At 62.5% G+C, this 24,588-nt stretch carries 23 protein-coding genes and 1 tRNA gene; 11 read left to right on the top strand and 13 right to left on the bottom strand.

The features are described from left to right. Window positions 1-3: 3 nt before the first annotated feature. From AC5FRW_RS19360 to AC5FRW_RS19350, 3 genes are all read left to right on the top strand, one after another. The gene (locus tag AC5FRW_RS19360; RefSeq protein WP_493570103.1) at window positions 4-480 is read left to right on the top strand and encodes a DUF5797 family protein; all 477 of its coding nucleotides are present in this window, start codon (window positions 4-6) and stop codon (window positions 478-480) included. A 188-nt stretch (window positions 481-668) separates the two neighbouring features. Further along, on the top strand, window positions 669-2,129 hold the full coding sequence (locus tag AC5FRW_RS19355) for an ATPase domain-containing protein (RefSeq protein WP_493570102.1): 1,461 nt from the start codon (window positions 669-671) through the stop codon (window positions 2,127-2,129). Between the two features lie 61 nt (window positions 2,130-2,190). Then, window positions 2,191-4,008: a PAS domain S-box protein gene (locus tag AC5FRW_RS19350; protein WP_493570101.1), complete on the top strand. Its 1,818-nt coding sequence runs from the start codon at window positions 2,191-2,193 to the stop codon at window positions 4,006-4,008. A gap of 9 nt (window positions 4,009-4,017) precedes the next feature. Here the strand turns inward: AC5FRW_RS19350 and AC5FRW_RS19345 are convergent, their stop codons facing one another. Beyond that, the gene (locus tag AC5FRW_RS19345) at window positions 4,018-5,058 is read right to left on the bottom strand and encodes a DUF5787 family protein (RefSeq protein ID WP_493570100.1); all 1,041 of its coding nucleotides are present in this window, start codon (window positions 5,056-5,058) and stop codon (window positions 4,018-4,020) included. 140 nt (window positions 5,059-5,198) lie between these two features. On the opposite strand from AC5FRW_RS19345, the gene AC5FRW_RS19340 reads away from it, so the two are divergent. Continuing rightward, the gene (locus AC5FRW_RS19340; protein ID WP_493570099.1) at window positions 5,199-5,663 is read left to right on the top strand and encodes an RDD family protein; all 465 of its coding nucleotides are present in this window, start codon (window positions 5,199-5,201) and stop codon (window positions 5,661-5,663) included. 188 nt (window positions 5,664-5,851) lie between these two features. Here AC5FRW_RS19340 and AC5FRW_RS19335 read toward each other — a convergent pair whose 3' ends face one another. Then, window positions 5,852-6,277 (bottom strand): bis(5'-nucleosyl)-tetraphosphatase, encoded by a 426-nt coding sequence (locus AC5FRW_RS19335; RefSeq protein WP_493570098.1) that lies wholly within the window; start codon window positions 6,275-6,277, stop codon window positions 5,852-5,854. 194 nt (window positions 6,278-6,471) lie between these two features. Here AC5FRW_RS19335 and AC5FRW_RS19330 point away from each other — a divergent pair, with 194 nt between their 5' ends. From AC5FRW_RS19330 to AC5FRW_RS19320, 3 genes are all read left to right on the top strand, one after another. Further along, a complete protein-coding gene (locus AC5FRW_RS19330) occupies window positions 6,472-6,633 on the top strand; it encodes a hypothetical protein (RefSeq protein WP_493570097.1) in 162 nt (53 codons plus the stop codon). Between the two features lie 73 nt (window positions 6,634-6,706). After that, window positions 6,707-7,033, top strand: a complete 327-nt coding sequence (locus AC5FRW_RS19325) for a 30S ribosomal protein S10 (RefSeq protein ID WP_493570096.1) — start codon at window positions 6,707-6,709, stop codon at window positions 7,031-7,033. A 201-nt stretch (window positions 7,034-7,234) separates the two neighbouring features. Then, entirely contained in the window at window positions 7,235-8,212 is a 978-nt protein-coding gene (locus tag AC5FRW_RS19320; protein ID WP_493570095.1) for an aldo/keto reductase, read from the top strand. Window positions 8,213-8,219: 7 nt separating this feature from the next. Here AC5FRW_RS19320 and AC5FRW_RS19315 read toward each other — a convergent pair whose 3' ends face one another. The 3 genes from AC5FRW_RS19315 to AC5FRW_RS19305 are packed head-to-tail and all read right to left on the bottom strand — an operon-like array spanning window position 8,220 to window position 9,694. After that, complete coding sequence (locus tag AC5FRW_RS19315) at window positions 8,220-9,032, bottom strand: endonuclease III domain-containing protein (protein ID WP_493570094.1); 813 nt, start codon at window positions 9,030-9,032, stop codon at window positions 8,220-8,222. Between the two features lie 46 nt (window positions 9,033-9,078). Continuing rightward, window positions 9,079-9,495, bottom strand: a complete 417-nt coding sequence (locus AC5FRW_RS19310; protein WP_493570093.1) for a DUF371 domain-containing protein — start codon at window positions 9,493-9,495, stop codon at window positions 9,079-9,081. Between the two features lie 25 nt (window positions 9,496-9,520). Next, window positions 9,521-9,694 (bottom strand): hypothetical protein, encoded by a 174-nt coding sequence (locus tag AC5FRW_RS19305; RefSeq protein ID WP_493570092.1) that lies wholly within the window; start codon window positions 9,692-9,694, stop codon window positions 9,521-9,523. Window positions 9,695-9,806: 112 nt separating this feature from the next. Between AC5FRW_RS19305 and AC5FRW_RS19300 the strand changes: the two genes are divergently transcribed. From AC5FRW_RS19300 to AC5FRW_RS19290, 3 genes are all read left to right on the top strand, one after another. Continuing rightward, complete coding sequence (locus AC5FRW_RS19300) at window positions 9,807-11,639, top strand: glycosyl hydrolase 2 galactose-binding domain-containing protein (protein WP_493570091.1); 1,833 nt, start codon at window positions 9,807-9,809, stop codon at window positions 11,637-11,639. 254 nt (window positions 11,640-11,893) lie between these two features. After that, a complete protein-coding gene (locus AC5FRW_RS19295; protein ID WP_493570090.1) occupies window positions 11,894-12,784 on the top strand; it encodes a coiled-coil protein in 891 nt (296 codons plus the stop codon). Window positions 12,785-12,868: 84 nt separating this feature from the next. Next, window positions 12,869-13,543 carry a LysE family translocator gene (locus AC5FRW_RS19290; protein WP_493570089.1) on the top strand — a complete coding sequence of 225 codons (675 nt, stop codon included), beginning with the start codon at window positions 12,869-12,871 and terminating at the stop codon, window positions 13,541-13,543. Here the strand turns inward: AC5FRW_RS19290 and AC5FRW_RS19285 are convergent. Further along, on the bottom strand, window positions 13,540-14,259 hold the full coding sequence (locus AC5FRW_RS19285) for an HD domain-containing protein (RefSeq protein ID WP_493570088.1): 720 nt from the start codon (window positions 14,257-14,259) through the stop codon (window positions 13,540-13,542). The two genes, AC5FRW_RS19290 and AC5FRW_RS19285, sit on opposite strands and share 4 nt — an antisense overlap. 590 nt (window positions 14,260-14,849) lie before the next feature. Between AC5FRW_RS19285 and AC5FRW_RS19280 the strand changes: the two genes are divergently transcribed. Beyond that, the gene (locus AC5FRW_RS19280) at window positions 14,850-15,575 is read left to right on the top strand and encodes a GNAT family N-acetyltransferase (RefSeq protein WP_493570087.1); all 726 of its coding nucleotides are present in this window, start codon (window positions 14,850-14,852) and stop codon (window positions 15,573-15,575) included. Window positions 15,576-15,600: 25 nt separating this feature from the next. On the opposite strand, the gene AC5FRW_RS19275 is transcribed toward AC5FRW_RS19280, so the two are convergent. From AC5FRW_RS19275 to AC5FRW_RS19245, 7 genes are all read right to left on the bottom strand, one after another. Continuing rightward, window positions 15,601-15,768, bottom strand: a complete 168-nt coding sequence (locus AC5FRW_RS19275; protein ID WP_493570086.1) for a hypothetical protein — start codon at window positions 15,766-15,768, stop codon at window positions 15,601-15,603. A gap of 323 nt (window positions 15,769-16,091) precedes the next feature. Beyond that, window positions 16,092-16,197 (bottom strand) — tRNA-Gln (locus tag AC5FRW_RS19270). A 109-nt stretch (window positions 16,198-16,306) separates the two neighbouring features. Next, complete coding sequence (locus AC5FRW_RS19265; protein ID WP_493570085.1) at window positions 16,307-16,738, bottom strand: metal-dependent transcriptional regulator; 432 nt, start codon at window positions 16,736-16,738, stop codon at window positions 16,307-16,309. A gap of 25 nt (window positions 16,739-16,763) precedes the next feature. Further along, window positions 16,764-17,243 carry a ferritin-like domain-containing protein gene (locus AC5FRW_RS19260; protein WP_493570084.1) on the bottom strand — a complete coding sequence of 160 codons (480 nt, stop codon included), beginning with the start codon at window positions 17,241-17,243 and terminating at the stop codon, window positions 16,764-16,766. 380 nt (window positions 17,244-17,623) lie between these two features. Continuing rightward, a complete protein-coding gene (locus AC5FRW_RS19255) occupies window positions 17,624-19,552 on the bottom strand; it encodes a glycosyl hydrolase family 18 protein (protein ID WP_493570083.1) in 1,929 nt (642 codons plus the stop codon). A gap of 215 nt (window positions 19,553-19,767) precedes the next feature. After that, entirely contained in the window at window positions 19,768-21,789 is a 2,022-nt protein-coding gene (locus tag AC5FRW_RS19250) for a glycosyl hydrolase family 18 protein (protein WP_493570082.1), read from the bottom strand. Window positions 21,790-22,418: 629 nt separating this feature from the next. Next, a complete protein-coding gene (locus AC5FRW_RS19245; RefSeq protein ID WP_493570081.1) occupies window positions 22,419-24,383 on the bottom strand; it encodes a PKD domain-containing protein in 1,965 nt (654 codons plus the stop codon). Window positions 24,384-24,588 lie beyond the last annotated feature (205 nt).

The following is a 24,588-nucleotide window of genomic DNA, read 5'->3' as shown; positions in this document are numbered from 1 at the left end:
CCGATGGCACTCTCCGACGAGGCTCGCGAGCGACTCGCCGACATCGTCGAACTCCAGCCGACCAAAAACGCCGAACTGCAGGATCGGTGGGGGATGGACGGCGGCAGTGAGGTCCACCAGTACCTCGAAAACGAACTCAAGGAGTTCTACTACCGCAACGAGGACAGCCTCATCTGTGCGACGCCCGAGGCCGTCGAGGTCGTCGGCGGCGACCCCGAAGACGGCCAGCGCGTCACGGTCACCGAACTCCAGCACGCCGTCGTCGAGGTGCTGGCCGGGCCTGACGAGGAGAGCCAGAGCGTCGTCTCGGTGTTGCACGCGCTACGCGATGCGGGCCGCGACCCGTTCGTCGACGACGTCCGCTCGGCGCTTCGGTCACTCGCCGACAAGGGCATCATCGAGACCGTCCAGAAGACGGTGCCGACGTTCAGACTCGCGGTCGAGCGTGACCTGATCGACGTCGACGTTCTCGAAGAATAGAATCGCCCGAGCGAGGCCTCGGATCGCCGTACTAGAAAACGACTGTGATCGGTTCTTTGGACTTCTCGACAACGCTCAGAGACTTTTGCAGATTACCCAGATGGTTTGATTCACAACCGTTCAGTTACCAACCATAATACTGCGTACCAGAGGCTAAGTACTTCGAGGTCCAGAAGGAGATTACAACCGTGAGTTCATCTTCTGTCCGAATCTCGACCGGCGTCCCCGGCCTGGACGAGATTCTCGACGGCGGCCTGCTTCCGGGCCGAAGCTATCTCGTTCGGGGCGCGCCCGGTGCCGGCAAGACGATCCTCGGATTTCACTACCTGACGGCCGGTGTCGACGCGGGCGAGACGGCGCTGTTCATCAATCTCGAAGAGGCCGGCGAAGAGACTCGTGCGAACGCGGCCTCACTGGGGTTCGACCTCGACGGTGTCGACATGCTCGACCTCTCGCCGGGCGCGGACTTTTTTACCGAAGACCGGTCCTACAGCGTGTTCGAGGCCGACGAGGTCGAACAGGACACGTTCGCAGAGCGGATCGTCGAACGGGTCCGGGCGACGAACCCCGACCGGGTGTTTCTGGACCCGATCACGCAGTTCCGGTACCTTACCAGCGACGACTACCAGTTTCGGAAGCAGATCGTCTCGTTGATGCGCTTCCTCGAAAACGAGGACGCGACGGTCCTCTTTACCTCACAGCGGACGGCCGAGTCGTCGGACGACGACCTCCAGTTCCTCAGCGATGGAGTCATCGAACTCACCAACCGAAACGACGTTCGGCAGGTCCGGGTGCCGAAGTTCCGTGGCTCGGACAAGCAAAGCGGGAGTCACGGACTGGCGATCAAGCGCGACGGACTCCACGTCTACCCCGAACTCGTACCGGACGCACACACCGCCGACTTCGTCACCGAACCGATCTCTTCTGGCATCCCCGGTCTCGACTCGCTGCTAGGTGGCGGGATCGAACGAGGGACGATTTCGGTCATCAGCGGTCCGACTGGGGTCGGCAAGACCACGACCGGGACGCAGTTCGTCGCCGAGGCCGCGCGTCGCGGTGACCGCTCGATCGCCTATCTGTTCGAGGAGTCAGAGCAGACGTTTCGCCACCGGTCCGAAGCCATCGGCATCCCCGTCTCGGAGATGACCGACGACGGCAGTCTGGTCGTCGAACCGGTCGAACCGCTGACGATGTCCCCCGAGGCGTTCGCTCAGTCGGTCCGACAGGAAGTCGAACAGCGTGACGCGAGCGTCGTGATGATCGATGGCGTCCGGGGCTACAAACTCTCGATGCAGGGTGCGGACGACCGCCTCGTGCGCAAGCTACACGCGCTGGGTCGCTATCTCAAGAACATGGGCGTGACGGTGATCTTCGTCGACGAACTCGACACCGTCACCGGCACGTTTCAGGCGACCAACGCCGGCATCAGCTATCTCGCGGACAACGTTCTTTTCATGCGACACGTCGAGATCGACGGTGAACTGCAGAAAGCGATGGGGGTACTGAAAAAGCGCGTCAGTGCCTTCGAGCAGACGCTGCGCACGTTCGAGATCACCACGGACGGACTCGTCGTCGGCGACCCGATGACGGGCATGAGTGGCGTCCTCGAAGGGACACCGACGTTCAACGAGGAGACCGGCAAGCGGTGAGGAGAGCGATGAGCGAACGATTGCCCCCAGTCTTACCGGACAGCCACGTCGGAGTGCCGCGATGACCCGAATCCACCTGTTCGTCGACCACGAGCGCAACCGAGAACTGCTTGCCGACTGGCTCGGGACGAACTACGAGGTCACGACCGAGCAGGAGCGGCTGCCCGACGACATCGACCTCTGTATCGTCGACGAGCGCGGATTCACTCGGCATCGCGACCGCCTGCAAACGTGGAAACAGACAAACAGACCGGTCTTCTCGCCAGTCCTGCTGGTCAGCGAATCGGTACCGGACGAGAACCTCGATCCCGAGGAGTGGGAGACGATCGACGGCCTGTACATCATCGACGAGATCGTTTCGGTCCCCGTCGAGAAGACCGTGCTGTACCGCCGACTGGAGAATCTTCTCGAACGGCGGTCGCTGTCGAACGAACTGACGACGAAGTACGAGCGCAGCGAGGAACGCTTCCGGTCGCTGTTCCACGCGACACCAGATCCGGCCTTCGTCGTCTCCGCTGGCCGCATCAGCTACGCCAACGACGCGTTCTGCCAGCAGACAGGTCTCGACCGGGAGCAGGTACTCGACACGCCACTGGCCGAGCTATCGGCGTTCGACGACAGGAGTCTCAGACGCCTGCTGGCGACGGCCGACGCCGCGATGTCGGGGAACGCCGACGACGGACGGCAAGGCCGGACGGTGACACTTTCGGACGACGCTGGCGAACATCGGTACTTCGAGCCGAACGTCAATCCCCTGCAGATGGAGGATCGCCACGGTGTCGTCGTCGTCCTGCGAGACGTGACAGAACGGCGCAATCGCGAACGCGACCTCAAACGGACCGAACGACGTTTCCAGCAGATCGCCGCCAACGTCACGGAACTCATCTGGCTGATCGATGTCGACACCGGGGCGGTCGAGTACGTCAGCCCCGGATTCGAGTCGTTGTTCGGTCCGGGTTTCGAGGTCGGACCCGATCACTCGCCGTCCGACTTCGTCGATCTCGTCCACCCCGACGACAGGGCCGCCGTCGAGGAGACTGTGACGCGAATGCTCACCGACGCGGTCGACGGATCGGTCGACGACGCCTACAACTTCGAGTTCCGCGTCGACATCGACGACGAGTCCCGCTGGCTGGAAGGTGACGGCTACCCGATTCGGGACGACGACGGCGAGGTCCACCGGTACGTCGGCGTCTTCGAGGACTTCACAGAGTACAAAGAACGCGAGCGACTGCTCGAACGCCAGAACGAGCGCTTAGAGGAGTTCGCCGGGATCGTCAGCCACGACCTTCGCAACCCCATTCAGGTCCTCGTTGCCCGCCTCGACAGACTCGCTGACGGCGACTCGGTCGACGAACACCTGCCCGCGATGGAGCGCGCACTGGGACGTATGGAAGGGCTGATCGACGATCTGCTGTCGCTCGCGCAGGAAGGCGAGACGGTGACGGAACTGGAACCCATCTCGCTCGCGGCGACCGCCGAGGACGCGTGGCGAACGATGGACACGCCGACGGCGACACTGGTCGTCGAGAGCGACCTGACGTTCGCGGGTGACCCGTCGCGGTTCCAGCAACTGCTCGCCAACCTCTTTCGGAACGCGATCGACCACGGCGGCGAGACCGTGACCGTCCGCGTCGGAGCACTGCCCGAGAGCGACATCGACGACCGTGGTCTCTTCGTCGCCGACGACGGTCCCGGTATCCCTTCCGACCAGCGCGATCGGGTCCTCGAACGCGGGTTCTCGACACGGGACGACGGAACGGGCTTTGGCCTGCCGATCGTCATCGACATCGTCGAAGCCCACGGCTGGCAGATGGCACTCACGGCGAGTGCCGACGGCGGTGTGCGCTTCGAACTGACCGGTCTCGCCCGCCCCTGAATCCGGCGCTCACTCGTCGAGACCGGGCCGCTCTCGCCGTCGCTGGCGCGCCAACAGGCGCTTGAACCCCGCACCGGGGCCGCCGTCGATCGGCCACCCTTTCGTCCGCCAGACCGGTGGCTCCGGCTCGAACTCACGACAGGCGTGGCGACACAGCGACGGCGTCGGTGTTCGGTCTTTGGCCGTGCAATAGGGGACGATATCGCCGTCCGCGACGCGCCCCTCGAAGTGTCGGCAGTCGGGCCGCATCGTCTCGACGTAGGCCCGCCAGCCCCGTTCGTAGGCCCGCTCGGCGATCTGTCGACGCTTGTCGGCTTTCCACGCCGGATCGGCGTACTCGAACCGTGCGGCGCTCAGACCGTCCGCTGGCCGGTCGAGAATCCGCGTGCCGGGGTCGTCGACATCGAGCGTCTGGGGGTACCACGTCACCACACCGTCGCCCATCGCCGGGTCAACCGTCAGCACGCCCGCAGCGGCGGGGAGGTCCTCCAGAAGGATCGGCTCGACGCGCTCGCCGGTCCGTTCGGTCGCGACCCACACCTCGTCTGCCAGCCCAAGTGCAACGTCGCGTTCGAGCTGTGGCGCGAGCGTCCGGGCCGCGCTCGCGTCCAGATCGGGTTTGTTCTCGATGGCGACGATCCGCTCGACCCACTCCGGGTACGCGTCCCGCCTACGTATCTCGATTCGATTGCCGCGCTTGCGACTGTCCAGAATCTCCCTGTCGGCCGCGGTGTGGATCGCCTCGCGAACGTAGCGCCACGAGTAGCCCGGATCCGGCAGGGCATCGCGGTAGTAGGTCCACTCTGCCGGCGCGTGTCGGACGACGTGCAGGAGGTCGGCGTCGAAGTGTGCCCGACCGAACGCCGCTCGCTGCTGGAGACCCTCGGGATCGCACTCGACGACGATGGTGTCCCAACGCCGTCGCTTGACGCCCAGCTGTCGGGCGACGATGATCGGACGATCTCGCTCGCCGTCGGGCGGCCACGCTCGCTCTGCCCACTGGCACACCCGCAGTTCGAAGGCGAACTCGGAGTCGGTCGTGGTCCCCATCGAACGACTCTCCGAGACCCTCCGACAAGTCGGTTCCGCCACGGTGAAACGTCGAAGCCGACCTCGAAGCAACGACTCTGTCGGTTGGACTGTCTCTCGACCCTATATCTTTATTTTACTCCCAATTTGACCCCTACTGTATGCAATCCCATCCAAGTGGTAACCTCGACAACAAAGCCGGTCTCGGTTCCCGTTTCGGTGCACTCCTGATCGATGGACTCCTCATGGGTCTCGTCGTCGCATTACTACTCGTCGTTCCCCTGTTCGTCCTCGGTCTCGGATCGTCCTCGGGACCAGGAACGAATCCGGCGTTCGGCCTTATCGCGGTCTTACAGTTGCTCAGCTTCGTCTTTGTCATCGGCTATTTCTTCGTGATGGAGGCCGTGTTTGGCTACACGCTCGGGAAGAAAGCTCTGGGGCTCGTCGTCAAAAAAGACGACAACTCGGACATCGGCTGGGTCGACTCGATCATCCGAAACGTCCTTCGTGTCGTCGACGCGCTGCCGACGCTGTACCTGGTCGGCGCAGTCGTCATGCTTCTGTCCGATGACAAACAGCGACTCGGTGACCTCGCAGCGAGTACTGTCGTGGTCAAGCAGGCCTGATACTGCCGGCTGTCACTTCGTGAAGATCTTCGCCACCCCGGGTGGCGAAATCGTTCACAGATTTACAGCCGGTAGTATGACAACGGTCGCCACTCTCATCACTGGTGACGCTCTTTTTCGGCGAGGATCGATCACCACACACCACAGTGCTGTCGCTCCTCGGTCGATCGCCGACGATATGGTTGTCGTCACTCTTCGAGTTCTTCGTCGAGGAACTCGTGTGCCTCTTCGAGAATCTCGCGGGGGCCGTCCTGTGTGACGGTGTTGATCGCCTGGTCGTAGTCGCGCCACTGCAGGTCGCGGTGTTCGTTGGACAGTTCAGCCGACGCTTCGAACGATTTGGCTATAAACAGGTGCACCGTCTTGTGGATGGTGTTCCCGTTCGCCTCGAAGACGTAGTCGTAGTCTTCGCGAAAGCCATCTAAGAGCCGGAAATCACCGATTCCGGCCTCCTCTTTCACTTCGCGGATGGCGGTCTGTTGTAGCTCCTCTTCGCCTTCGACCCCGCCCTTGGGAAATTCCCAGTCGCCGGGTCTGCTCTTGAGCAGCAGGTACTCCCGCCGGCCACGCGTATCGCGAAAGAGGATGGCTCCCGCGCTCGTGGCCTCGATCATTGCCAGAGCATACACGATCACTACTTAAGAGCATATCGGAGCGACTGCGCCGACACTGCCACCGTGATCCGATCTTGCCACCGGTACTGGACGGATACAACAGATTCCTGACAGCCCGTCTGCTCCGATCCAGCACGGCGCAGTATCTGCCGTGATCCAGTAACGTTTTGCTGTTCTCGTCCTAGCGGATGTGTATGCCGTATATGTCGGCCGACGACTTCTCAGTCCACGACGACGACTGTGAGAAGCAAGAGAGCGACTGGATGCCGCTGTCGGACCTGCCCGACGAGGTCACGTCGCTCGACGACCTCGACTGTGCGTGCTGGGACAGCTACGACGCACTGTCCGAGGTCTGATCGGTCACTCAGACGGATCGGCGGGGACGAAAGCGAGTCCTTTTCAAGACGCTTGCCGACACCACTGGCAAGGATGCCCTTCGTTACGAAACTCACGCTGGAGAGCGGGGACCGGCGACGGCTCGACAGCATCGTCGACGAGATCAAAGCACAGGCAGAGCGCAAAGGCGCGGAACTCAAGGGACCACACCCACAGCCACCGGACCACATCCGGGTGCCCCAGTCGAAGACGCTCGGACCGAGCGGCGGCCGCTTCGAGTCGTGGGAGTACACGGTCTACACGCGCACCATCGAGATCATCGGCTACGAGGAGTTTGCACGCTCGGTCGCAGGCCGGGACTTCGACGAGGGAATCCACGTCGAGGCGGCGGTCGAACAGCGCCGACACCTCGGGTCGTAACTGTCCGACCGGGTCGCACAACAGTTGGTGTAGTCGCAATCACTGTATAGGAAAATTGAAATTATTTTCTGATCTACTGTTCGATCAGACACAGAAAATTCCATCTCTGGACTCCATCCGACGCATTTTGGTCCCGAAGCCATCTGACGAGTAATCTTCTATACACCACGTTTTATTTGGCTCCATACTCGTGTACAACACATGGAGTACACGACACTCGGCTCCACCGGACTGCAAGTCTCACCGATCTGTCTGGGTACGTGGCGTTTCGGCCTGGAACACGAAGACAGCGGCGTGATGGAGACAGACCGTGCGGACGCACACGAACTTCTCGACGCGTTCGCCGAACGCGGTGGGAACTTCATCGACACCGCCAACGGCTACGGGCAGGGGCGTTCGGAGACGTGGATCGGCGAGTGGCTCGAAGACCGAGACCGGGAGGACTTCGTGATCGCCTCGAAGTGCTACTGGTCGCAGGTCTCGCGCTTTCAGGAGAACCTCTCGAAGAAGAACGTCAAAGCGGAGGTCGAAGGCTCGCTGGAGCGGCTTGGCACGGACTACCTCGACATCCTCTACTGTCACCGGTTCGACGACGAGACACCACCCGAACACACGCTGCGGGCGCTCGACGACCTCGTCAGTCAGGGCAAAGTTCACTACGTAGGCATCTCGACGTGTGAGGCCTGGAAGCTCACGAAGGCGCTGTGGGAGGCCGACGTGAACAACTACGAGGCCTTCACTGTCACCCAGCCACAGTATTCGGCGACCTATCGCGACCCCGTCGCCGACTATCTCGACGTGTGCGCCGATCAGGATCTGGCGGTATGCCCGTACTCACCGCTGCACGGCGGTTTCCTCACGGGCAAGTACGAGCGCGTCGGCGACGGCGAGGTCGAGTCACCCGACGGCTCTCGCGGTGACATCGACGACCACTTCGAGGACTGGTACCTCACAGACCAGGCCTGGGACGTGCTCGACGAAGTGCGTGCCGTCGCCGACGAGGCCGACGCCACCCCGGCACAGGTCTCGCTGCGCTGGCTGATGGACCACGAACGCTTCACCTGCGTGCCGATCGTCGGTGCGCGCACCGTCGACCAGCTCGACGAGAACCTCGACGCCGTCGACGTGGCACTGACCGACGAGCAGTTCGACCGCATCGACGACGCTGTCGAGGCGTAAGGCAGTCCTACCCGAGCCTTTCTTTCGGATCGACGACCTCGCCAGTCACCACGTCGACGCCGACCTGCTCGCACTGATCGGCCAGCGGGCAGGCTTCGGGATCGTCGAGACACGCCAGCTTGCGTGCCCGGCAGTACTCACGACCGAACTGAATCATCGCGGTGTGGCCGAAGCCACACTTCTCGGCCGGGATCGCCGCTTCGAGGGCTTCCCGCACGCCCTCGTGGTCGGCGTCGGCGGGAGCGAGTCCCATCCGGCGGGCGATGCGATGGACGTGTGTATCGACGGGGAAGACGCCAGCGCGGCCACCGGCAAAGAGGAGCACGCAGTCGGCGGTCTTCGGGCCGACGCCGTTCATCTCCAGCAGCCGGTCGCGAACGTCGCCGGGAGCCTCGTTCTTCACGAAGTCGTCGAAGCCCCGGGCAGAGCCGTACTCCGCGCGGATCTGGCCGGCGAGTCGGACGATCGTCTCCGATTTCTGGTTGTACAGGCCCGCTGATTCGATGGTCTCGGCGAGGCGTTGCTGGTCGGCGGTGGCGAGGGCTTCGACGAGGTCCGTCTCTCGCTCCCCGTAGCGTGCCATCAGCGAGTCGTGTGCCGGCTGGCTGGCCGTGTCCGAGGTGTTCTGTGAGAGGATCGTGCGAACGAGACACTCGAAGGCGTCGCGCCCGCCGTAGGTCTTGGTCCAGTACAGGTCGCCGAGACGATCGATCACGGCTTCGGCCCGCGTCGACGCCGTCGCCGGGTCGAACGTCGCCGGCGTCCCTCCACCGCTGGCCCCGCCGCTGATGTTCTCGGCTGGCTCCGGGTCGTCGCTCATGACCGTTCCTTGGCTATCGATCGACAAAAGCACCCGGCGTCACTCGTCAGGCGTCGACGGTGAACGTGAACGTCGCAGCTGCTCCCTCGGCCAGTGCCGCCACGAGGTCGCGGTTCACGTCGGTCGCCGCCCCGTCTGCCTCGACCATCACGGTCCGGTCGTCGACGTACTCGCTGGTCCGACAGACGTGACTCCGGTCGCCCTCGAAGGTCAGATCGGGATGGCCGCTGCCGGCGACCGTCTGGGTGTATCCGCCGGCTTCGATCGTCAGCGTGATCGTCGCGTCGCCGTCCCGGCACGCCTCGACGAACGCGTCGTCGAAGTCCGACGGCACCCGGTCGGCCTCGATGGCGAGAATGCAGTCTCCCGCCGGCGTGAGGAAATCGTCGCTCGTCACTTCCAGCGTACTCGCGTGCTCGGCGCTGACGTGCTCGTGTCCGCGTGCGCGTACGACTTCGTCCATAGCGGCCACTACTCGGCAGTCCACTTCAGCGAGTCGACTCGGGGCGAGCGACGGTCACTGTTACCGCTCCACAGACACACTCGTACGCCAACTGTCGTCCGGCGGCAGTCTCGAAGACGATGGCTGGCTCGCTCGGTAGTGATCGGTCACAGCCCGTTGCCTCGCACGTTCGGGTGCCCGTGGTGAGTTCTTCGATCATACTCGATCGGTCGTCTGCCACCCACCTTAAGCCCCGCAAACCCCGGAGTGAAAGTGAAAGTGGTCCGGAGACGAGGGTAAAGGATATGCCGACGGGGGACGCCGGATGTAGCATGTCGCTGGAGTGGAGCGCTGCGGCGGTCGAACCGGGGGAGGAGCCGCCGACAGCAGCGTCGTGGCAGTCGATCGACGTTCCGGGCCGACCCGCCGACTTCGCCGGTGCGGACGCGGTCGCGTACCGAACCTCGTTCACCGACCCGCGTGACGGTGACGACGACCACGCGGTCCTCGTTCTCGATGGCGTGTACTCACGGGCGCGCGTATGGTTGAACGGTGAACAGGTCGCCGACCACGACGCCTACTTCGAACCGCTTCGAGTGCCGCTGTCGGTGGCCGAGGACAACGACCTCGTCGTCGAGTGTCGCAAGCCAGCCGATCGCTTTGGCGGTCTCCACGATACCGACCGGGTGCCAGCCGAGGCCAGCGTGCCGGGTATCTGGTGGGACGCTCGTCTCGAAACTCATCCCGATCCATACGTCGCGGAGCTGAACGTCGCCCCACGTGTCGACGGCGAGTCGGCAGCCGTCGCCATCGAGGCGACCGTCGTCACCGACGAACCACTCGACGACCGCCTGACACTGTCCCTGCGGCCGACCGGCGACGTTCGCGGCGGCGGGATGATGAACCGGGCGCGGGTCGACACCGACGCCGGCACGGCGACGATCACCCACGAGATCGACGTGCGGGACCCGTCGCTGTGGTGGCCCCACGACGTTGGGGGCCAGCCACGTTACGCCGTTCGGGCGAAGATCGGCGATGCCGAACGGACGACCGAAACTGGCCTGCGGTCGATCGAGTACGGCGAGGACGGGCTCGTGATCAACGGCCAGCGGGTCGCTGCACGGGGCGTCAATCTGCTCGACGGGTCACCCGAAGATGTCCAGCGAGCGATCGACGCCAACGCGAACCTCGTGCGGGCACACGCCCACGCTCTCTCACCCGCGGTGTACGACGCCTGCGACGAACTCGGGGTACTCGTCTGGCAGGACCTCCCGCTGACCGGTCCGGGCGAGTTCGATCCCGACCGAGGGGGCGACCTGCTGGCCCGGCTGATTCGATCCCGGCGGAACCATCCGAGCCTCGCCGCTGCCACCGTCCACGACGACCCGATCCCGGACTACGCTGACGGACTGGGATCGGGCGTTCTCGACCGCCTTCGCTTCCGCTGGCGGGCCTGGCGCGCCAGCTACGATCACGGCCCAGCCGAGACCGTCGCCGAGACCGTCTCGGAGGTCCCCACGTTCCCCGTCGTCGGACCGGCCGGTATCGATCCCGACGCAGCAACGCTGTATCCCGGCTGGCGCTTTGGTGAGTCAGACGACACGGACTGGGTCTGTGACAGATACGGTCTGGGTGAGGTGATCGCGGAGTTTGGCGCGGGTGCCCTCGCGACGACTTCGCCGACCGAACTGGCGGACTTCGACGAGACTCGCCACGCCGCACGTGTCGACGGCGGGGTCGACGAGTCACAGGCCCGACAGGCGGACGTGGTCGGGTCCGTCACGGAGCGATTGCGTCGACGCGGGTCGAACGTCCTCGCGCTATACGCGCTCCGTGACGTGGGCGATGCCGGCATGGGGATTCTCGCGAACGACGGGACACCGAAAGCCGCCTTCGACCGTCTCAGTGGTGCCTTCGAGCCGACACAGGTCGTACTGGGCGACCCGACGCCCGGAGACAGCGAAGTCGTCTTGATCCACGACCGACCGACTGGCGGGACCGCGACTGTCGAATGGGACATTGGGGGCGAACGCGAACAGACCCAGATCGAGATCGACCCGTTCGACCGACAGACCGTCTCGACGGTGTCGCTGACCAGCGGCACCGACGTGACACTCGCCGTGGCTATCGACGGCTCGGTCGCCCAGAACCACTACTCCATTTAAGTTACTTCGAATCCGTGTTACTGTCTCCCAACGGGGGAAGGAGGCCTTGTGAGTGCCAAGCACGGTACTTGGTGTACCACAATATTTAAACCACATCCCCCCAAATGTGTAGTCACCAGAACGTCTTCGACGTTCAGGCAGTATCGCATTACGCCCAGCATGACAGGGAACCTTTGTTATCGGTGGCAGCCCATCATCGTGAGGGAGTCGACTGCCCAGCGTCGTGGCGGACATGGCATCGAGGATTACTAACAATGGCAGATTCTATCGAACAATCGAAGAACGTAGAAGTCACAGACGAAGATCTCGAAAACAAGTCCAAAGGCGAGCTTATCAAGCTCGCTGGACAGCTTCGAGATCGGCGAAACGAGCTCAACCAGATGGCCTCCGAGCGCGCCTCTGATCGCGACGACCTCAACGCGAAGACGCGTGAGAAGGTCGACGAGGCACAGGAGCACCGCGAGAAGCGCGACGAGCTCAACGAGCAGGTCCAGGAACACAAAGAGCAGCGCAACGAGCTCAACGCCGAGGCAAACGAGCTGTTCGACAAGGTCGACAACCTCAAAAACGAGATGGAGCTCGACGAGGGCAAGTCGATCGAGGAACTCGAATCCGAGATCGAAGATCTCGAATTCAAACAGCAGACCGAGGTCCTCTCCAGCGAAGACGAGCGCGAACTCATCGAGAAAATCGAAGAGAAGCGCGACAAGCTCTCCAGTAAGAAAGAGAAGCTCGACCAGACTGAGGACCTCGACGGTCTCAAAGAGGAGGCCGAGGAAGTCCGATCGGAGGCTAGCCAGCACCACCAGAAGGTGACCGAACTCGCCGACGAGGCCCAGAAGCACCACAACGAGATGATCGAGGCCTATCGCGAGGCCGACGACATCCGTGACGAGGCCGACGAGATGCACGAGAAGTTCGTCGAGGCCCAGGAAGCCGCCGACCAGCACCACGAGGACTTCGTGCGTGTCCAGAAGCGCCTGCGCGAACTGGACAAGAAAGAGGAAGCCCAGGAACGCTCCAAGCGCGAGGAAAAGCAGGAAGCCGCCAAGGAAGAGGCCGAGGAGATCTACCAGAAGTTCAAGGAAGGCGAGACCCTCGACACCGAGGACCTGATGAAGCTCCAGAAGGCCGGCAAGCTCTAATTCGGCCACGTTTCTCTCTGTTTTCTCAGTCGCCCAGCGCCGCGAGTTCCGTTCGATTAAGGCACGCGGTGACGACGCTCGACTATGGGAGTGGTCACGACGTTCGTCGGTGGCATGCTGTTTGGACTCGCGCTCGCAGCACCACCGGGACCGATGAACGCGATCATCGCCGAGGAGAGTGTCGCCCGCGGGTGGTTCGCGGGCTTTCGGGCCGGTCTCGGTGCGATGATCGCAGACGCGTGTTTCTTCGTGCTGGCACTCGTCGGTCTCGTCGCACTCGTCCAGCGAGAACCCGCCGTCAAGACCGCGTTACTTGTCGTCGGCGGCGTGTTGATGCTGTACTTCGCAGTCGGTGCCGTCCGCGATGCCCAGTCGTTCGTCTCGGAGTCTGCACAGACCGACGAGACCGGGAACGGATTTCAGAAGGCGTTCTTGCTGGCACTGACCAACCCCTACCAGATCGTCTTCTGGCTCACGGTTGGGGTCGGGCTACTCGAACCCGGACGACTGGACGTGCTGGGGCCGCTTCCACTGGTGGGTCCGCGACTGGCTGGGACTGTCGTCGTCAGAACGGGGGATCCGACGTTGATCGGTGGCCTGTTCGGCGGGATTGTACTCTGGATCACCGGCTTTCCGGCGACACTGGTCACTGCACGACGGCGTATCGATGCCTTCGCACCGATCGTGGCGTGGCTCTCTGCGCTCGTGCTTGGCTGCTTCGGCGTGCTCTTCGTGATCGACGCGGTCGGGCGACTCTAGTCGTCGCCACCGACACCGGTCGCGACGTCGTCGATGGCAGTCTCACCGTTCATCTCGGCGATCTCCATTTCGAGCCACTCCTGGAACCAGCGAGCACGCTTGAGCCGTCGATGGATCAGCGCCTCCGCCGTCTCGCTCTCGATGCGGTCGCGGGCGTCCTCGCCGCGCTCGATAACGCGCCCGACCATCTCTGCGGCGTCCATGTGTGACCGCGATTCGTAGCCCATGCGCAACAGCATCAGTGCGGTCCCGTTGGCACCGACCTTGTCGAGTACGTCGGCCTCGATGAGACACTGCGTCTCCAGTGGCAGATCCGTCAGGTCGTCCTGATAGGAGTGATCCCGGACCGCAGTACACACCTGTTCGACGAACGATTCGGGGTAGTCGCCGTGACTCAGGAGGTACTCACGTGCGATCTGAGCACCGACTTCCGCGTGCACGTCCTGTTCGGCCTCCAGTTTCGCGATGTCGTGAAACAGGGCTGCCACGCGCGTCACGTCGATGTTCGCGCCCTCCTGTCGTGCGATCTCGGTCGACAGATCGACGACGTTCAGGATGTGATTGAAGCGATACTCGGCCGAGTGCCAGGGATACCACCGCATTCGTCCGCCTTCGTCCTCGTTTTCGACACTCGCAGCGAGATAATCGTGGACGAACTCCCGCATCGCATCGAACTCCGCGTCCGAGACTGGCGACTCACGGATTTCGACGCCCACAGCAGCACCTCCATCGTCGCGATTCGTTGTTCATCTTACGTACAAAAAGGTCCGTTCGGTTCTTTAGCGTTACGACACCCCCAACGCTTTCCCGACCGATGATCATTCTTCGTCCCCCGCGCCGAAACGGCCCGACAGCGACCGTGACGAGCGTCTTCTGCCGGTCACAACGGTCGACAGTCGAGACTCTCGTCACGTGCAGGGTGCGTCGCCCCAGTAAAGGTCGGTTCGGGGTCGACGGTTTCGACCGGTCATGGTTGAGCGGTGGTTGTGTGCGGTCGAGACCGTCGTCCCGTGGGAAGGGTACCGACGCAGAATCTCATGTCAGATTTGAAACTTCTGTGAGGTGAAGTAACGGCTTCTCTGTTGAATCGTGTTCCGATTGTCGCGAATGTTTGTTATCTGGGCACCTCCGCCATTTCAAGATGAATGTATGGACACTAATAAGCGTTTTTTCGCATTGAATATAACACTTGGGTCTGTATTATGGCCCTTTGACGATTCAAGGCCGTTTCTGGGCGTTCCTCGCTGTTCGCTCGTGTGACGCCGACGAGCGGACATTTATGTCAAATGGACCCAAACTAATCCGTATGGATCTTCGATCGGCCGAATCAGCCGACAAGCCCGCGATCCGTGACGTTGCCAGACGATCGCTACAGGCCTCGTACTCGCTGGGACCACAGGCCATCACGAGTGCGATCGAAGAGTGGTACGGCGAAGACCGGCTTGCTGAGACCCTCGACGACGAGGCCCACGTGCTGTTGGTCGCCGACGAGGGCGGGCAGGTCGTCGGATTCTCCGAAAGCACGCTCGCCGGCGAGGGAATCGGCACGCTCCTGTGGTTACACGTCGATCCAGCCTATCGCGGCCGCGAGATCGGTTCGTCGTTGTTCGAAGCGACGCGTGATGCCCTCGATGATCTCGGTGCGGACCGGGTCCACGGCCGCGTCCTCGCGGACAACGCCGACGGGAACGCGTTCTATCAGGCGCTTGGCTACCAGAAAGCCGGTGAAGAATCCGTCGAGATCGCCGGCCGGAACTACGTCGAAAACCGTTACGTCGAGGCTCATCCGAGCGGTCGCGAACCGGTCGAGGCAGACGGCAGGCGCGTCTTTATCGACCACGACGCGACCGAACGCGGGTCGGCCGATGCATTCCACCTCGTCTATGCCGACGAGTCTAGCGACGACCGCTTCGGGTACTACTGTGCGAACTGCGGGACCCTCGCCAACGCGATGGATGCGATGGGCCGCATCGAGTGCGACCACTGCGGGAACGCTCGTAAACCGACTCGATGGGACAGCGCGTACCTCTAACCCCTCGGACGCTACCGCCGACCTCTCATCGGTGTTCTCCTGCCCTGCGTAACACCAGCGCATAATAGAGGACGAACAGCGCAATCGCGATCGTGACCCCGAGGATCGTATCGGTCACGATCGTCTCCACAGACGAGTGGGCAACGACGACCGATGCGACGAAACCACCGAAGATGGACGCTCGCGTAATCATGCCTGAATATTCGAACCCGCTTTATAAAAACCGGGCCGAACGTTTTCAGTCACTGGGAGAACCACTTCGCTCGATGCCCGAACGACGCCAGTTCGCTCGTCACGAGTTTGTTCACAGCAGAATAGTCCCGGGCGGATTCGAACCGCGAAGACTCGAATCCGCTCGTCTTCTGCTTCGAATCCGCTGAACGTATTTGCCGCTCGCGGGATTGCTCGCGGCAAAAGTAGTCCCGGGCGGATTCGAACCGCGGTCACTTCGCGATACTCCGTTCCCTGTTTCGAACCCTCGTTGTGACTATTCGCGCTCACGACGTTCGCGCAGAATAGTCCCGGGCGGATTCGAACCGCCGTCATGGGCTGACTTCACGGCGAACCCAGCGGAGTGCGCCGTTCCAAAGGCCCATATGATTGGCCACTACACCACGGGACTGCAGTTCGATATTGCTGGCGGGTGTTTAATAGAATTGCCTTTGTCTCCGTCGTCGTCAGTCGTTCCCATCCGTACGTGCTGGGGTGCCCAACAGCCGGGAACGACCGTCTCAGTCCGAGGCTTCGACTTCGAGTTCGACTAGCCCACAGACGTCGTCTTCGGCGTCGAAACAGTCCGGGCACTGGGGTGCGCGGTCGATGATGGTGTCGAGTCGTTCCGCGACAGTCTCGTCGATGACGCCTTCGAGCTGCTTGGCTTCGGCGCGAAACTCCTCGACTTCCAGCACTTCCAGCAGGAAGCGTTCGATGATACAGTAGTTCTGCAGTGCTTCCCGGGCGCGGTGGATACCCTCGTCGGTGAGGTCGACACCCTTGTACTTCTCGTGGTCGAGCAGGCCCTGATCGTCGAGCTTCCCGATCATCTCGTTTGCGCTAGCGGGGCTGACTTCGAGCATGTCGGCGACGTCGCCGGTCGAAGCGGGGCCGTCTTCCTGTTGCTGGACGAGGTAAATTGCTTTGAGATATTGGTTCGCGGTGTTCACGTGCATCCCTCCGTTCGGACTCCGTTCATTCTCGTTCCTCCATCAGTTCGGTCACTTCCTCGGCACCTGCTGCCTCCTCCTCGCGAATCCGTTCGAGCGTCGAGACCAGTTCCTCTCGGTCGATACCGAACTCGATGTCTGAGGCCTCGATCGCGCCAAGCAAGTCGTCGTAGAACTTGTACGCGGTCTCTTCGTTGCACAGTTGGTCGTAGAGGACGCCATCGAACGCTTCGTCGGCCTCGTACTGTGCCTCGACGAGCGCCTTGATCTCGTCGAACGGCACCGTCTCGGCGTCGAGTTTGTCGATGAGTGCTTCGAGTTCTTTCCGGTGCTGGGCTGACTCGACAGCGGCGTCTTCGAGTAGCTCGACGACCGCTGTGTCGAGGTCTTCTGACACGCTGGCGTGTTTGTCGGCTCGGGCCTCGACGACCTCTTCGAGAACGACCCCGATCTGGAGGAGCCGTGCGAGCTGGTGGTCGGAGCCGACCGGTCGCTGGAGGCTCACGGACACCGCCCCCCTCGGTCGTGCGTCAGTTCGATCATAGTCGTTTCTGGGGGAGGTGGCGACTTAAGCGGTTCCCTAGCGAGTGCTGGCTCCCGGACGAACGGCCGAAAAAACACGTCGCTGATCGAATCCCCCGTTCACCCGCTGTGCGATCGGGAGGGCGACAGGGAATGGTGTCGTTCGGTTCGAAACTGGAGACGGTACTGGCCTGTTCTGCAGCGCAGGACCTGTCCAGCGCCCACGACGAGCGCAGGCCGAGGCTTGTTGTTCGCCCCGAGTGTCGATGCCTTACCTAAGCCGTTCCGCGTCTCTGTCAGTGTTATCTGTAGAGCGCTTGGAAGACGCCGGTCCGAAAAAAGTGAGAGCGTCAGCGAGCCGGTTTAGGCCGTGCGGTTGATCGCGTCGAGCAGCGTCTGGTTCCAGTCCTGGGAGAGTTCCCAGAACATGACACCCTGCATGCCACGCTCTTTGGCGAACTTGACCTTCTCTTCGATGGCCTGTTCGTCGTCGTAGCTGATGATCGTCTCTTCGTCTTCGTTGACGATGTACGGCACAGCGCCGGGATCGTGGCGCTTTTTCGTCCAGCCGTCGGCACCCTCGAAGTTCTCTTCGAGGTCACCGAAGTCGAACGCACCCGTCGGGTCCGCACCGTCTTCGAGCTGGTCGTGCCACGTCCCCTTCGGGAGACCGCTGTAACTGCCGTACATCTCAGTGCCGTTGAAGCCACGGCCGTAGAACGGCAGCCCGAGGACGAGTTCGTCGTACTCAGCAGGCTCTGCGGGTGGGTACTCCCACTGGCCGGGCCAGTAGCCCGTCTCGCCGTGATCGCCGGCGTAGAGCTTGTCGACGGAGTACTCGACGAAGTACTGGGCGTTGTAGGTCTCGCCGTACTGGCTGTTCTCGGTCGGGTGTGCGTCACCGTACAGCGGCGCGTTCTGACCGACGACGTCCATCCACGAGCCGGTGAAGTCGTAGGCCATGATGGATGCGAAGTCACAGATTTCGCCGATCTCACCGTGACGCAGGCCACCGGCGTTCCAGTCGGAACCACCGTTGGCGACCGACAGCTCGTAGTGCTTGCCGTCTTCCTGACCGGCCGCATCGAGCGTGTCACGCAGTGCCTGCAACAGCGTGACGTGGTTCTCGTAGTCCTTGTTGCTCCCGCACTGGCACTTGCCCTGTGAACTGCCGGGGTGTTCCCAGTCGATGTCGATGCCGTCGAGGTTGTACTTCCGGAGGATCTCGACACATCGGTCGGCGAAGGACTGCCTGCTGCCTTCGTTCATGGCGATCTCGGAGAAGCCCGTCGAGTCCGCCCAGCCACCGATCGAGAGGGTGATCTTGGTGTCGGATGCGGCTCCGTCCTTGAGTTCCTTGAAGCGTTCCAGGTTCTTTCGGTCCTGATCGCTCATGATCGTCGGGACGCTGTTCTCGGCGTCGACACCGAGGAACGCGTACTGCACGTGGGTGACCTTGTCGAAGGGAATGTCCTCGGGATAGTAGTCGTACTCCGGCGTGGCCTTCCAGCCGGGGTAGTAACCGATGACTTTGAACTCGTCGCTGGGACCGTCCGGGGCCTCGGCGACGGTCAGCGTCTCGGTGACCGAACTGGATGCGCCGTCCGCGTCAGTGACGGTCAGCGTGACTTCGTAGTCGCCGCCGTCGAGCGTGAGCGTGTTTACCGCACCCTCGACGGTGCCGACGGTCTCGATGTCCCACTCGTAGGACAGCGAGTCACCGTCGGGGTCCGACGAACCGCTGGCATCGAGCGTGACTTCCTCGCCGGGTTCCGGGGAGGACGGCGAAACAGTGAACGAAGCGTCGGGCGACTGATTCTCGTCGCCGCCATCGTCGCCGCCGTCGTCGCCGCCGCCACCGTCGCCACACGCTCCTTCGAGCGTCCAGACGTTCTCACTCTCGGCCGGTTCGGTGCCCTTGGTCCACCACTCGGCGGTCCACAGAGAGCCGTCGAAGGTGACCTGATCGCCGCCGGTGTAGGCGACGCTCGAATCCCACGCCGAGACCGAACTACAGTCGACGCCGCTTCCGGAGTCGCCACCGGAGCCGCCACAGGACCCTTCCTTCGTCCAGACGCTCGCACTTTCGGACGGTTCGGTGCCCTTGGTCCACCACTCGGCGGTCCACAGTGAGCCGTCGAAGGTGACCTGATCGCCGCCGGTGTAGGCCGTGCCCGAACTCCATTCGTTGACGCTACTGCAGTCCGCAGCTGCCGCTGTTCCTGCCCCAGCAACCGCTAGTGCTGAGAGTGCCGATGCCTTCCGCAACATGTCGCGCCGTGTTTCTCTCATACGTTATATGTCGTCCGTGATCGCATCGCCGGTCGCAACCGTCGCCGTACACAGCTGTATACGGTCCTGTTCGGTTACTGTCACTCTCCCCCGGCAGAGGCGTCGTCGATTCATTGTCGTCCGCTCTCAGTCGTTCGCGGGTTTGCCGCGGCGACACGTCCGTTACCCCCGTCGTCTCGTGTCGCCGCCGCAAATCCCAACGGAACCCGCTGGCGTTATCCGTTGAGCGCGTTCCAGAGCGTCGAGATGAGCTTGCCGTCTTTGGTGTCGCCACCGATCGACCACAGCATCGTCCCGCCGTAGTTGCTCTGTGAGAGCCAGTTCATCTTCGCTTCGATGGACTGCTCGGTCGGGTGACTGATCATCAGCCCTTTGCTCTTGTTGTAGCTCCAGGAGGCGACTGCCTTCTCGTCGAAGTAGGTCTCCCAGTCGCTGCTGTCGAGGTTGAGGGAGTTGCTCCCCTGGCGGCCGTCGCCGCCGAGGTCGAAGTACTCCCAGATGCCGCCGAGATTGGTCCCACCGTCACCGAAGCTCGGGTAGGAACCGTCACCGCTGGCGTCCTCGTCCTCGCCCTTGAAGGGCTGGAAGAGACCGTCGTCGGTGCCGTTACCCGATCCGTCGGGTGCCTGCACGTCGCTCCAGCTACGGCCGTAGAACGGCACGGCCATGTTGAGCTGTTCGGGGTCCCAGCCCTGATCTTCCCACCAGGCGAGTGCGCTGGAGGCGTTCCAGGTGTCGGCTTTGGGTTCTGGGTTGTCGGGGTTCTGCTTCAGCGGCGAGTGGTGAGCGGTGTGACCGCTCCAGATGCCGCGGAAGTCGAACGTCATCACGCTGACGAAGTCGACGAACTCCGAGAGCTTCTCGTGTTCGAGACCCTTCGCCTTCTCTGCGTCGGCGACGACCGCTGCCGTCAGCTCGTACGGCTCGTCGCGGTCGGGGTCTTCCTCGGCAGCCTTGTCGAGTGCGTCGCGGATCTCCTGCATCAGGAGGGTGAACTTCTGCTGGTCGCCCTCCTGGGAGATGTTGTCGATGTCACAGACGGGCGATTCCGACGTACAGCCACCGCCGCCGGGGTACTCCCAGTCGATGTCGATGCCGTCGAGGTTGTAGCTCTCGACGAGTTCGACACAGTCCTGCGCGAACTTCTCACGCTTGTCGGGGTCCTGTGCGACCGGCGAGAAGTACTCGGAGTCGCCCCAGCCACCGACGGAGGCGACGAACTTCGTGTCGTCGCGCTGCTTGGCCTGTGCGCTGAATGCCTTGTCACCGACCGAGCGCCAGTCCTCGATTTCGCCGTCGTAGAAGGTTCCGGCGTCGCCGTTGTGCATGAAGCGCGAGCCGTAGAGGTCCTGTCCGCCGTTTGCGTGCAGGAATTCGAGCGACCCATCCTTCTCCGGGCGGAGGAAGGCGTACTGAACGTGGGTCACGTTGTCGTAGGGAATCATGTCCGGGGTGTACCCACGGTCGTACTGTGCCCACTGGCGCCAGTAGGCGACGACGCGCTGCTCGTCGAGCTGTGGTCGACCAGCCGTGATCTGGATCGAGTCGGTCGCCGTGTTGCCGTCGGCGTCCGTGATGGTCAGCGTTACGTCGTACTGACCGCGTGCGAACGAGTGCGTGACCGTCTCGCCCGTTGCACTGGAGCCGTCACCGAAGTCCCACTCGTAGCTCTCGATCGAACTCGGGGAGGTCGAATCCGAAGCGTCGAACTCGACCGAGGCGTCGGCGTCGGGGAACTGCGAACTGACGCTGAGGTTCGCGGCCAGTTCGGTCGTTCCGCCGTCGTCGCCACCGTCGTCACCGCCGTCGTCGCTGCCGTCGTCGACGGCGCGGACCTGCGTCCAGACGTTCTCGCTCTGTGCGGGTTCGGTGCCCTTGGTCCACCATTCGGCTTCCCAGACGTAGCCGTCGTAGGTGACCTTGTCTCCGCCGCTGTAGGCGACACTGGAGTCCCACGCGGGGATGTCGCTGCTGCCGCCGTCGTCGCCGCCGTCGGAGCCGCCATCGCCTCCGTCGGCAGGTCCGATTTTCTCCCAGACTGCTGCGCCTTCGCTCGGTGCCTTTCCTTTCGTCCACCACTGGGCTTCCCAGATCGATCCTTCGTAGACGACTCGGTCGCCACCGGTGTAGGTCGCGCTTGAATCGTATTCCGGATAGTCTTCCTGTGCTGTGCCAATCGAGACGCCGGCCAGACCGGCCAGCGCCGAAAGCGACTTGAGGTAATTACGACGTTGCATTGTTCTTGTCGCGGTGGTGTCGAACGCTGGCTTGCCCCTGTCGGATCACACATCCCGAACCCATGGATATCGGCTCGCGGGTTCGTGTCGTCCCAACGCTCATCCACCCAACCGCTGCCAACATTTCGATCCTATAGGTACTAAAAATTAACGAAAATTAGGAAACACTAATAAGAAACATATCGATGGATCGGTCCTGAACTATTGTAGCATTTTATAATTTGAAATGGTTTTACATCCACCCCCTGTCGTGTATCATCACACCTCATGACATTTGGTGGCGTGATACTCGGTCTCTCGCCCTCAAACATCTGTTTTCGGCACTCTCTGGCATCGTGGCAATGATGATACCCCGGTCACCGGATCGGGATTGTTTCCGTAGCGGGAACGCGGGCCGTGGTCGACTGGGGCCGGACCCACAGTCGTCGACTGGATTTGCCATCCACAACCGTGTACGACTCGGTTCGTCGCCCGTTTCGTTACGTGCGACTCCCGAACCACGGAGGCGTTGATCGACAGTCGCGATCGTGTGGTGGGCCGTCACGGCCGTGACCGGGTCGTCGGAAACGGATGAGAGTCAGTGCGAAACGGCCGACCGCGTCCCAGCCGACGCGTCGACCGATCGATCCCTACTGCACTTCGTTGTAGATATTCGAGAACTCGTAGCTGTCCTGTTCGATTCCACTACAGGTGCCAGAGACGGTCCCATCCGCACAGCCACCGTTGTCTCGATCGATCGACCAGAACGAGACGAGTCCGACGCCCTTGTTCTGGACGAAATCGACGACTTTGCTGGCGTCGGCGGGGCGGTGTTCGCCGCCGACGTTGTTCTCGCCGAGCATCGGCGTGATCCCGACCATGCTCCACGCTTCCTCCGAGGAGAGATCCGAGAAGATCGACATGAGATCCTCGTGAGTGCCGTTGGCGGAGTCCTTGACCGTGCTCGCGCTCGGGCGGACCCAGCCGTAGTTCATCGTCATGACGTTGACGTACTGGAGGTCGACGCCGTTGTCGCGGGCACTCTCGACGACGTACTTGCCGTGACTGGTCAGACCGGTCGTCCGACAGCGCAGTGTGTACGACACTTTCACGTCGGGATTCTCGGACTGAAGCTCTGCAAGCGCCTGATTGCGACGGTCGACGGCGGCTTCGTCGACGGATTCGATGTCGAAGTCCAGATGCGTGACGCCGTAGGTGTCGATGACGGACTGGTACTCGGCTTTGATCTTCTCGATGTCGGTCGTGTCCTGTGCGATCATCGTTCCGACTGCACCGCCAAACGAGATGATGATCGTCCCGCCTTGATCCTGATAGGCCTGGAACTCGGACGCGAGACCGGCATCGCCGATCTGCTGATCTGGTTCGCCACCCCACGCCGCGTTCCCGTCCCCATCGGAGAGGACGAACGCCGCGGTGAAGGCTTCGTTGCCGGCCTGCTCTGCGTGTTCGACCATCGTCTTCTCGGGTCGCGTGAACACGTAGTTGTACGGTGCGAACTCGGTCTCGCCGCCCGAACCGCCGGAGTCAGACGAGACGGAAACGGTCGTCCCGTTCGAGTCGGTCGCACCATCGTCGTCGGTGACTGTGAGGGTGATCGTGTAATCACCGGTGCTGTCGTAACTGTGGGTAACAGACTGACCGGTCGCCGTCGATCCGTCGCCAAAGTCCCACTCGTAGGAACTGATCGACCCGTCCGAGTCCGAGGAATCGGCGGCGTCGAACGTCACCGAGTCACCGGTCGTCGGCGAGGACGGCGAGACGGTAAAGGATGCGTCGGGTGCCGCATTCCCGCTGGAGACCGAGACGGTCGTCGACGCACTGTCAGTCGCGCGGTCGTCGTCGGTGACCGTCAGCGACACCGTGTAGTCGCCCGACGAGGAGTAGCTGTGACTCACACTTTGGCCGCTGCCGGTCGTGTCGTCGCCGAAGTCCCAGCTATACGACGAGATCGACCCGTCCGGGTCACTCGAATCGCTCGCGTCGAAGGTGACCGATTCGCCCGGATCGGGCGTGCTGATGTCGGTGGTAAACTCGGCCGTCGGTGCGCTGTTGGTCGTGTCCGACTCGACGGTGATCGTCACGGAAGCGGAGTCTGTTGCACCGTCGTCGTCGGTGACAGTCAGCGACACGGTGTAGTCGCCGGTCGAGCTATAGCTGTGACTGGCGGTCGAGCCTGTGGCGGTTGCTCCGTCGCCGAAGTCCCAGTCGTAGCTGCTGATCGACCCGTCCGAATCCGACGATCCCGAGCCGTCGACGTCGACGGTCTCGCCCGTCGTCACTGTCGTCGACGAGACCGACACCGACGCCGTCGGCCCGGCGTTGTCGCCACTGCCACAATCCCCGATGTAGTTCCAGTAGGAACTCGAACGGGACGGTTCGGCGTTTCGGGAGTCCAGTTCGGCTTCCCAGAGCGCTTCGATACCATCAGTGTCGGGGTGGTGGACTCGATCGCCTGCTTCGTACAGTGTCGTCTCGTCCCACGCCGAGACACTGCTACAATCTGCTGCCGATGCGAGTCCGGGCACGCCGGCGATGCCGGCTGCAGCGGTGATCGACTTGAGGTAGTTGCGCCGTTTCATCGTTGACTCAGACATCCCCCGATCTCGGAGCCGAGAACGTCCGTTCTCGACCATCCCATGCGGACGGTGATGCCAACCATGCACACACATTTCACATGTAAAATCGTTACGGCAGATCTGGTGTTCGTTGATGAAACAGCTACTTTTGCTTCAATCAAGCACAGCTCAGTTTCATGATACGGGCAATAGAGTTGTGGGACTAACCATTGTGATCGTCCAC

The organism is Halomicrobium sp. HArcht3-1, assembly GCF_058933345.1.
This window is presented reverse-complemented; position numbering and strand designations above follow the sequence as displayed.

Coding starts and splice junctions, on each gene's coding strand:
- AC5FRW_RS19245 (WP_493570081.1), bottom strand. CDS start 24,383: ATGTCTGAGTCAACGATGAAACGGCGCAACTACCTCAAGTCGATCACC.
- AC5FRW_RS19280 (WP_493570087.1), top strand. CDS start 14,850: ATGGATCTTCGATCGGCCGAATCAGCCGACAAGCCCGCGATCCGTGAC.
- AC5FRW_RS19360 (WP_493570103.1), top strand. CDS start 4: ATGGCACTCTCCGACGAGGCTCGCGAGCGACTCGCCGACATCGTCGAA.
- AC5FRW_RS19290 (WP_493570089.1), top strand. CDS start 12,869: ATGGGAGTGGTCACGACGTTCGTCGGTGGCATGCTGTTTGGACTCGCG.
- AC5FRW_RS19305 (WP_493570092.1), bottom strand. CDS start 9,694: ATGATCGAAGAACTCACCACGGGCACCCGAACGTGCGAGGCAACGGGC.
- AC5FRW_RS19275 (WP_493570086.1), bottom strand. CDS start 15,768: ATGATTACGCGAGCGTCCATCTTCGGTGGTTTCGTCGCATCGGTCGTC.
- AC5FRW_RS19255 (WP_493570083.1), bottom strand. CDS start 19,552: ATGAGAGAAACACGGCGCGACATGTTGCGGAAGGCATCGGCACTCTCA.
- AC5FRW_RS19345 (WP_493570100.1), bottom strand. CDS start 5,058: ATGGGGACCACGACCGACTCCGAGTTCGCCTTCGAACTGCGGGTGTGC.
- AC5FRW_RS19310 (WP_493570093.1), bottom strand. CDS start 9,495: ATGGACGAAGTCGTACGCGCACGCGGACACGAGCACGTCAGCGCCGAG.
- AC5FRW_RS19320 (WP_493570095.1), top strand. CDS start 7,235: ATGGAGTACACGACACTCGGCTCCACCGGACTGCAAGTCTCACCGATC.
- AC5FRW_RS19325 (WP_493570096.1), top strand. CDS start 6,707: ATGCCCTTCGTTACGAAACTCACGCTGGAGAGCGGGGACCGGCGACGG.
- AC5FRW_RS19335 (WP_493570098.1), bottom strand. CDS start 6,277: ATGATCGAGGCCACGAGCGCGGGAGCCATCCTCTTTCGCGATACGCGT.
- AC5FRW_RS19330 (WP_493570097.1), top strand. CDS start 6,472: ATGCCGTATATGTCGGCCGACGACTTCTCAGTCCACGACGACGACTGT.
- AC5FRW_RS19295 (WP_493570090.1), top strand. CDS start 11,894: ATGGCAGATTCTATCGAACAATCGAAGAACGTAGAAGTCACAGACGAA.
- AC5FRW_RS19300 (WP_493570091.1), top strand. CDS start 9,807: ATGTCGCTGGAGTGGAGCGCTGCGGCGGTCGAACCGGGGGAGGAGCCG.
- AC5FRW_RS19350 (WP_493570101.1), top strand. CDS start 2,191: ATGACCCGAATCCACCTGTTCGTCGACCACGAGCGCAACCGAGAACTG.
- AC5FRW_RS19315 (WP_493570094.1), bottom strand. CDS start 9,032: ATGAGCGACGACCCGGAGCCAGCCGAGAACATCAGCGGCGGGGCCAGC.
- AC5FRW_RS19250 (WP_493570082.1), bottom strand. CDS start 21,789: ATGCAACGTCGTAATTACCTCAAGTCGCTTTCGGCGCTGGCCGGTCTG.
- AC5FRW_RS19340 (WP_493570099.1), top strand. CDS start 5,199: ATGCAATCCCATCCAAGTGGTAACCTCGACAACAAAGCCGGTCTCGGT.